Below are 7952 nucleotides of genomic sequence, written 5' to 3' on the forward strand. Positions count from 1 at the left end.
CCCTCGGAAGGAACAGCTGTGCGATTAGAGGACAGGTGGACATATTAGGCAAGCCGCTTCACGCGGCAGCCCACGCGGTATTGCCCCGAAAAACTACGGAAATCGATGATTTTCCTCGCTTATCCCTGAGGTCCGGCCGCAACGTCGCCGCTCCAGATTGTTGCTTTGACGCCTTTTTCCCGACGCGAACCGTGATGCAACTCCGCTCGAAAAGCCCTAGCCGACGCCGAGCGCCTTCAGCTTGCGGTGCAGGGCCGAGCGTTCCATGCCAACAAACTCGGCCGTGCGAGAAATATTTCCTGAGAAACGGCTGATCTGTGCAATCAAATAGTCGCGCTCGAACACTTCGCGCGCTTCGCGCAGCGGCAGGCCCATGATGTGCTCGCCGTTGTTGCTGGTCGGCATCGCCGGCACCATCGAGCCGACGTCCTGCGGCAACATGTCGGCGGTGATGATGACCTCGGGTCCGCCCGCGGCCAGAATCATGACTCTCTCAACGTTGTTGCGAAGCTGGCGCACATTGCCCGGCCAGACATGCGACTGCAGCACCGCCATCGCGTCCTGCCCGATCTGGCGCTTGGGCAGGCCGCTGCCCGCCGAGATCTGCTCCATGAAATAGTCGATCAATTCCGGAATGTCCTCACGGCGCTCCGACAGCGCAGGCACACGGATCGGCACCACCGAGAGCCGGTGATAGAGGTCCTCGCGGAAATGGCCGGCCGCGATCTCCTCTTCCAGATTGCGCGCGGTGGAGGAGATGATGCGGACGTCGACCTGCACCTTGGCGGTGCCGCCGACGCGCTGGAACGACTGCTCGACCAGCACGCGCAGGATCTTGTTCTGGGTCTCGCGCGGCATGTCCGCGATCTCGTCGATGAACAGCGTGCCGCCATGGGCTTCCTCCAGCGCGCCGGCCTTGCGCGGCTGCTCGCCGTTGGACTGCTCGACGCCGAACATCTCGTGCTCCATCCGTTCCGGCGTGATCGCGGCGGCATTGATCACGACGAACGGGCCGTCGGCTCGGCCCGAGGCGGTGTGCAGCGTGCGCGCGGTCAGCTCCTTGCCGGCGCCGGCGGGGCCGACGATCAGGATGCGGCTGTTGGCCTTGGCCGCGCGCTCGATGGTCTGGCGCAGCTGGTTCATGCTGGGCGAACGGCCGACGAGCGAGCTGGCACTCGGCGCCAGTTGCTTCAGCTCCTTGACCTCGCGCTTCAGCCGCGAGTTCTCCAGCGCCCTGGTGGCGACCAGGATCAGCCGGTCGGCCTTGAACGGCTTCTCGATGAAATCGTAGGCGCCGCGCTTGATCGCGGCGACCGCGGTCTCGATGTTGCCGTGACCGGAGATCATCACGACCGGCAAATCGGCGTTGTCCTTCTTGACCTGCTCCAGCAGCTGCAAGCCGTCGAGCTTGGAGCCCTGCAGCCAGATGTCGAGGAACACCAGATGCGGCCTGCGGTTGGCGATCTCGGTGAGTGCCGTGTCGCTGTCGCGTGCCGTCCGGGTCACGAAGCCCTCGTCTTCGAGGATGCCCGCAACGAGATCCCGAATATCGGCCTCATCATCGACAATCAGAATTTCACTTGCCATGGGTCGCGCCTGTCTTCTCAGTTGCCTGTTGAGGCTTCGATCTTCGTTGAATCATTGGTCTTTTCAGCCGGCTCTTTGGTTCCGGAGGCCGGCTCTATTGTTTCGAGGTGCTTGGCGGGAGCCGTGCTCGCTTCCGCGATTTCCGGCTTGATCGTTGCCTCGCCCGCCGGCTCGGCCCCCTCGCTTTTCGCGGGAGCGCCGGAGATCGCAAACCGCATCCGCATCCAGGCGCCGCGCTGGCCTTCGCGGAAGTCGGAGGCGTCCTTCAGCTCGATGCGTCCGCCATGGTCTTCCAGCACGCGGCCGACGATTGCGAGCCCGAGGCCGGTGCCCTTGGCGCGCGTCGTCACATAAGGCTCGAGCAGACGCGACCGCGCCACCTTGGGCAGGCCGATGCCGTTGTCGATGACGTCGATCAGCACGTCCTCGCCCTCGCGCGAGACCACGACGTCGATCCGGCCTTTTCCCAGTTCTTCGGCCGGGACCTGCTCGATCGCCTCGGTGGCGTTTTTGACGATGTTGGTGACCGCCTGCGAGATCAGCCGCCGGTCGAACTGGGCGCGGAGCGGATCCTCTTTGAATTGCGCCTCGATCTCGATCTCGGGATGGGCGACCTTCATGAGGAACACGGCCTGCCGCACGGTGTCGGCGACGTCCTCGCCCTCCATCACCGGCTTGGGCATCCGCGCAAAGCGCGAGAACTCGTCGACCATGCGGCGGATATCGTCGACCTGGCGCACGATGGTGTCGGTGCACTGTTCGAAGATCTGCTTGTCCTTGGTCTCGGTGATGGACTTGCCGAATTTGCGGCGGATGCGCTCGGCCGAGAGCTGGATCGGCGTCAGCGGGTTCTTGATCTCGTGGGCGATGCGGCGCGCCACGTCGCCCCAGGCCGAGGTGCGCTGCGCCGAGACCAGCTCGGTGATGTCGTCGAGCGTGATGATGTGGCTGTCGTGCGGCTGGCTGGTCTTCTCGGCGCTGACGCGGACCGACAGATTGCGTTCCTGCCCGTCGCGCGTGATCGTGATCTGGCCCTGCACCAGGCGCTGGGTCCCTTCCCGCGCCGTCTTCATCATCTCGTCGAGCTCGGGCAGCACGTCGGAGAGCGGATGGCCGAGCGTCTCCGCTTCGGAGTGCCCGATCAGCTTCTCGGCGGAGCGGTTGAGGATGCCGACGCTGCCCGAGGTATCGACGCCGATGATGCCGGCACTCGCAGAGGACAGCACCGCTTCGATGAAGCGGCGGCGGCTGTCGATGAGATCGCTGGCGTTGACGAGTTCGTCGCGCTGGCTGCGCAATTCCTGCGTCATCTTGTTGAAGGTCTCGCCGAGCTGGGCGAGGTCGCCTTCCGACTGGTGCACCGGGACCTTCACATGGAGGTCGCCGGTCGAGACCGTATGGGCCGCGTTCATCAGCCGCCGGATCGGCGAGACCAGCGAGTTGGCGAAGTTGAGGCCGATCAGCACCGAGGCCATCAGAATGGTCAGCGCGATCACCGCGAACATCAGCGCAAATGCGACCTGGATGCCGAGCCGGCGCGACTCGATCTGGGCGTATTCGGCGACGCTGACCTCGGTCTGCTTGAGCTGGGTGACGACGTTCGGATCGAGCGGCCGCGCGACGTAGAGGAAGGTGTCGCTGAAGGCGCGCAAGCGGATCACCGCGGCGACGTAGCTGGCGTCCGGCAGCACCGCGATCTCGGGCTCGGATTCGTTGACGTTGCTGAGGAAGTCCGGCGCCGGCGGCGAATAGGCCAGCCGCATGCCGGTGTCGGCGGATTCGAGAATGTTGGTGTTCTTGTCGATGATCATCGCGCCCGGCAGATTGCGGGAGCCGGCGCTGGCGGTCAGCAGCTCGCGGAACGAGCGGCGATCCTGGTCGTAGAGCGGCCGCGCATGAGCGATGTCGTTGGCCATGCCGAGAATATCGCCGCGGATCAGCTGCGCATGGTCCTGCATGTAGGCGCGGGCGATCGTCAGCGAATTCTGGATCACCTCCTTGGTCGGGCCGGAGAACAGGCGGTCGAGGCCGCGCTCGATGGTGACGTTGGCAACGACCGAGACCAGCACCGCCGGCAGCACCGCCACGATCGAGAACAGGCTGACGATCTGGACATGGAGGCGCGCCGCCGCCCGGCCCCGCCGCCGCGCCAGGATCAGCTGCCACAGCTCGCGCACGATGATCCCGACCAGCAGCAGGATGGTGGCCGCATTAAGCAGGTAGAACGAGCGGACCACCGCCGGTGTCGGCTCGATGTTCGTCAGTCCGGTCAGGACCAGAAAGGTCAGCAGGGCCGACAGCAGCGCCAGCGCCACGGCAAAGGGCGCCAGCCAGCGTCGCACCGACCAACGCCGGGGCTCTTCCGCTGGGGCCGTGTCAAAGGATGCGGCCGAGGTGTCTGCGCTGGTCATTCCGGCAATGGGGATGCTGAAAACGGGGATCCGCGGATCGCGGATACTGATGCATTCCTACCACAATGTTGCCGAGACGTGACAGTATCAAATAGCCACGCGATCTCAGCAACTTACCAAATTCAACTTCTTCTTTTGGCCACGATTTACCAAAACGGGGAGTCGGGATTCAATGAGTTGCCTACGGGGGGCATTGGTGGGCTCGTTCTGTTGAGCGTGGTCGTCGCGCCCTGCTCTACCTCGCTAGTGACCCGCCTATCGTGACGGGAATAAGGATTGAGCCGGTCTTTATCCAAACCTACGGCGGGTGATCAACTCAGGTCCTCGAATCCGTTGTGGCCCTCGTTCACGATCTGTGTCGCAGTCGCCTTCTGTTCTTACGGCCGTCCAGGCGCTGGCCTGTTTTAACCCCTAGTGGCCTAGATTGATTTTCGCAGTGGCCTGTTTTGAGTTCGGCAGACCATTGAGATAGGTCAAGGAATTTGGTCCCATAGAACAAAAGGCGCATGCCGTTGAACGCCTGCACTGTTAGACCTATAATTGCCTCAGAGGATTTGTGGGCGTCCTCATGGGTATACTCAAACAGAAGCCGGAAGACCTGAGCGCTCCGATTTGCGGGGAGTGCGGCAAGGAGATGGCGTGGATCATCTCGGTGCTGGAACCGGCAGAACGGATTATCGTGAATAGATTCACGTGCCAGAACTGCGGCAGTCGAATCGAAACAAAAACGCCAGCCAAGCCAGCGCAAGAATAGGGGCCGCCTCTTTCATTTCATCGCTGATAAGGCCAGTCTGAAACGAAATCGTCGGAACAATACCCACACCCAAAAGTTGTAGGTACTCAGGCAACACACCTTGCCGGAGGACCAATGTATGGATTCCGAGAAAGATCGCCCCTCGTGCCGGGACCAATTTAATCGGTCCAACCCCCAGCCAAAGGGTGACGACTGGGTAGAGACGTTTATCGCCCGCCTGCGTGCGTTGTTAGATCGTATGAACGGTAAGAAGTAAGGCCGCCTCAGTTGGCGGCCTCAATCATCATCGATTGTCCACACCCACGACCGGAAGTAGGTCGGCGCCCTTCGCACCCACCGGGAATCGATAATTTGACTCCGTGCATTCGGCGCCATTCTTGGCGGGATGTCTCGTCCGATCAGACGCATCACCCCTACCCGCGCCGATGGCCGCCCGGTCAAGATCACCTTCGGCGCGATGCGCGAGATGGGCCTGCGGGGCGTGCTGATCTATTGCTCCGACTACCGCTGCGGGCACCACATTGCCGAGAGCGCCGACACCTGGCCCGATGAAATGCGGCTGTCCGACATCGAGCCGCGCTTCATTTGCTCGGCCTGCGGGATGCGCGGGGCCGAGGTCCGGCCCGACTTCAAGTAGCTTGGTAGGAACGACTCTACGGCCTGCGAGGTTGGGAAATTGGTCTGTGGCGCGATGACTGACGCCAGTCGAGTTCGCGCCATCCACCCGGAACGGTCCATCGTCGGACGCGCGTGTGACGGTGGACCGGTTCTCGGCCCGCATCACCCCATCGGCCCGACTTCGACTCGGTGATCTCTTTGGGGGGCTGTGATCGACCGAGGCTGGGTGCGGCTGTTCGACGATCCGATCCAGGTTCCGGGCGGCAAGCTGCAGACCCTGCTCGATGCCGGTCGCTATATCGCCAACCTGCCGAAGGCGGCCCACGACCGGCCGGAATGGCAGGCGGCGATGGAAGCGCTGCTGCTGGTCGCCGAGCGCGGCGGGCCAGTGATGTTCGCCCGGATTGGGATGATGCGGGCGCTGAACGCTGGCAAATCCGTGCCGGAGTTGGAGCCGCGCCGCAAGCGCGAGAAGGTCTATAAAATCGTGAGTTAGCTTATTGCAGCATCAGCCGCTTCAGCCCGCCTGAAAGCGCCTGCATCGGGACGATCTCCGCCACCTGTAGCAGCAGCGAGACGTCACCGGCATCGAGGCCCTTGTCGTGTACGGCCCATCTGTCGGTTCGGACGTCGTCCCGGTGAATGATGTCCGAGAACGCCACATACTTGGAAGAAACCGATATGTGATGAGGAGCAACCGCGTTGAGCAACAGCATGCTGCCGTCAAATTCCGTGACGGCGAAGTCGAACTTGTGCCGCTTGCTCTGACCCGCGACCTCATAATCGACCGCAATTGTAGTCGGCGGCACCGTTTCCTTGAGGACCCGCAAGATTTTGTCTTTGAGAACCGCTTCGGTCGCGGTCATCATCCGGTCTACGGCGGCGTGTGCAGCAGCCGCCGACGCGTTGGCAACGGCGAGAATTGCCGAACCCAGCCAGTCAACGCTTTGAACCTCGGCCGTGAGCGAGTCGTTCGAGATTTTGAGCCGGTACAATTGCGCTTGCTTGGTCAGCATCCGCGAGATCAGATTTTCGTCTCGGCCGTGGGTCCAAGCAGACCGGGCAGCTCCGCCGCCATCGTGGACTCGAAAGCCGCCCCCGAATCTCGCAACGAACACATTCACCGGGTCAAAAGACGGGTACAGGCAATGCGTCGTAACCCGCGAACCGTGCTCGGTCTCTGTGCAGACCTCAAAGGCGGCAAGTGCTGCTCTGATGTCGTCGCAGGCATTACTCACGGGAATAACTCACCTTGTGGCGGAACGTCGAAATCTCGCTGATCAGGCGCTATCGACAGGTTAAGATTCTTAGCAAGCCAGAGCATTGCTTGGGGGAGCTTCCGCACTTGTGGCGGAAGCGGCTCCCGGTAAGGCATGCGGCCGAAGCCGGCAGTCTCCACATAACTACGGTTAAACGCCCAAGGATGCCAGTGGGGTCCGCAGACGCGGGGCGGCAACCCGAACATGGCTGCATCGTGTGGGTTGGGCTTGCACTCGTCTTGAGAAACGAGGTCGAGGCGCGTGATCAGACTTCCCTTATAAATCAGGGAGATGCTAGGAAATTGAGGTTTGTGAACGGGGCAGCGGAAGCGAAGCTGTGCCCGGACAATCCCGACCGAATCAACGATGTTCCAGGTTGCGGACAGCTCCCCCGGATAACCATCCTGCCATTCGGGCGAAGCCCCCTCAAGGTCTTGGAGGGACTTCTGCTCGGCGATAAAGGCGTCGATCTCGGCAATGTCCATCGTGCGTCCCAATGGTTGCACAGGGTAACCTTGGGAAACGGTAGATGGCAAACGGTGCGATCCGCAACGCACCGAGCACTCCACTAGCCGAGGGGTGATTCCGGCATGGGACATCATGATCGGGACGGTCGAGCCTTCGACCAAAACCGCTTCGATGATAGCGGCGGGCAGTGTGCGCTCGCCTTCGCCGATCTCGGTGAGCTTGTGGCCTTGGGCGGCCAGCTCATCCGGCAGCTTCGAGCCGGGCAAGCATTCTAGGGTTACAGCGCCATGACGTCGTCAACGTACCACTGCAGCAACTGGCGCAGGCCGGCAATGTCACGCTTGCCTTCAGATTTGGGAGAGCGCTTCGGCAGCGTTTATCTGTACTCGGCGGCGGGGACGACGGCGAGCGTCATCGAAGGCTGACTAGAGCAGCGGCGTTGTCGCGGCCGAGGCGATTTTCCGTGCCGGGAATGTCCGCAAATGACCCTGGCTGTGTGAAAACGCCGTGCTCCTGTTGAACGGACGTGCTTGGTTGAGGGCAATTGCACTAATTTGAATCTAGCGGCGACCTAATTCACTAACGACACGTTAATTTCTTTTGGCGTTGAGCAATACTGAGCAGCGCCGAGCCAAACGGCGATTGCACAGTGGGTTCCATCACCGCCCACCACGGCAACTACCGGTGACTGAGAGTTCTGTAACGCTCCCGCCTGAACAAGGCGTGCAATAGATGTTCCATTATCCCCGAACGCTATGTCCAGCGTGTCAAACAGAAACGGTGCTGGCTCGGATTACGCTCGGCCAATTTGGCTTCGATATCCGGACGTTTGAGTGCCCGGCGTGCAAGGACGTC

6 protein-coding genes are annotated in these 7952 nt (G+C 62.0%); 2 read left to right on the top strand and 4 right to left on the bottom strand.

The features are described 5' to 3' along the window. Positions 1 to 216: 216 nt before the first annotated feature. On the bottom strand, positions 217 to 1587 hold the full coding sequence (ntrX, locus tag JQ572_RS30340) for a nitrogen assimilation response regulator NtrX (protein ID WP_211386491.1): 1371 nt from the start codon (positions 1585 to 1587) through the stop codon (positions 217 to 219). Positions 1588 to 1604: 17 nt separating this feature from the next. After that, the gene (locus JQ572_RS30345; protein WP_211386492.1) at positions 1605 to 3998 is read right to left on the bottom strand and encodes a sensor histidine kinase NtrY-like; all 2394 of its coding nucleotides are present in this window, start codon (positions 3996 to 3998) and stop codon (positions 1605 to 1607) included. A 1139-nt stretch (positions 3999 to 5137) separates the two neighbouring features. Between JQ572_RS30345 and JQ572_RS30350 the strand changes: the two genes are divergently transcribed. Together JQ572_RS30350 and JQ572_RS30355 are read left to right on the top strand one after the other, a co-directional pair. Beyond that, positions 5138 to 5389 carry a hypothetical protein gene (locus JQ572_RS30350; RefSeq protein ID WP_211386493.1) on the top strand — a complete coding sequence of 84 codons (252 nt, stop codon included), beginning with the start codon at positions 5138 to 5140 and terminating at the stop codon, positions 5387 to 5389. Positions 5390 to 5596: 207 nt separating this feature from the next. Further along, entirely contained in the window at positions 5597 to 5866 is a 270-nt protein-coding gene (locus JQ572_RS30355; protein ID WP_349643117.1) for a hypothetical protein, read from the top strand. A 1-nt stretch (position 5867) separates the two neighbouring features. Here the strand turns inward: JQ572_RS30355 and JQ572_RS30360 are convergent, their stop codons facing one another. Beyond that, positions 5868 to 6608, bottom strand: coding sequence for a hypothetical protein (locus JQ572_RS30360; protein WP_211386494.1), 741 nt, complete (start codon positions 6606 to 6608; stop codon positions 5868 to 5870). Then, the gene (locus tag JQ572_RS30365; RefSeq protein WP_211386495.1) at positions 6605 to 7363 is read right to left on the bottom strand and encodes a hypothetical protein; all 759 of its coding nucleotides are present in this window, start codon (positions 7361 to 7363) and stop codon (positions 6605 to 6607) included. Before JQ572_RS30365 ends, JQ572_RS30360 begins: the two co-directional genes overlap by 4 nt. Between the last annotated feature and the right edge of the window lie 589 nt (positions 7364 to 7952).

Source organism: Bradyrhizobium sp. SZCCT0153 (assembly GCF_018129995.1).
Taxonomy (GTDB): domain Bacteria; phylum Pseudomonadota; class Alphaproteobacteria; order Rhizobiales; family Xanthobacteraceae; genus Bradyrhizobium; species Bradyrhizobium japonicum_G.

Bases quoted from the DNA above. Each gene is read 5' to 3' on its own strand.
- JQ572_RS30350 (WP_211386493.1), top strand. From the start codon at position 5,138: ATGTCTCGTCCGATCAGACGCATCACCCCTACCCGCGCCGATGGCCGC.
- JQ572_RS30345 (WP_211386492.1), bottom strand. From the start codon at position 3,998: ATGACCAGCGCAGACACCTCGGCCGCATCCTTTGACACGGCCCCAGCG.
- ntrX (WP_211386491.1), bottom strand. From the start codon at position 1,587: ATGGCAAGTGAAATTCTGATTGTCGATGATGAGGCCGATATTCGGGAT.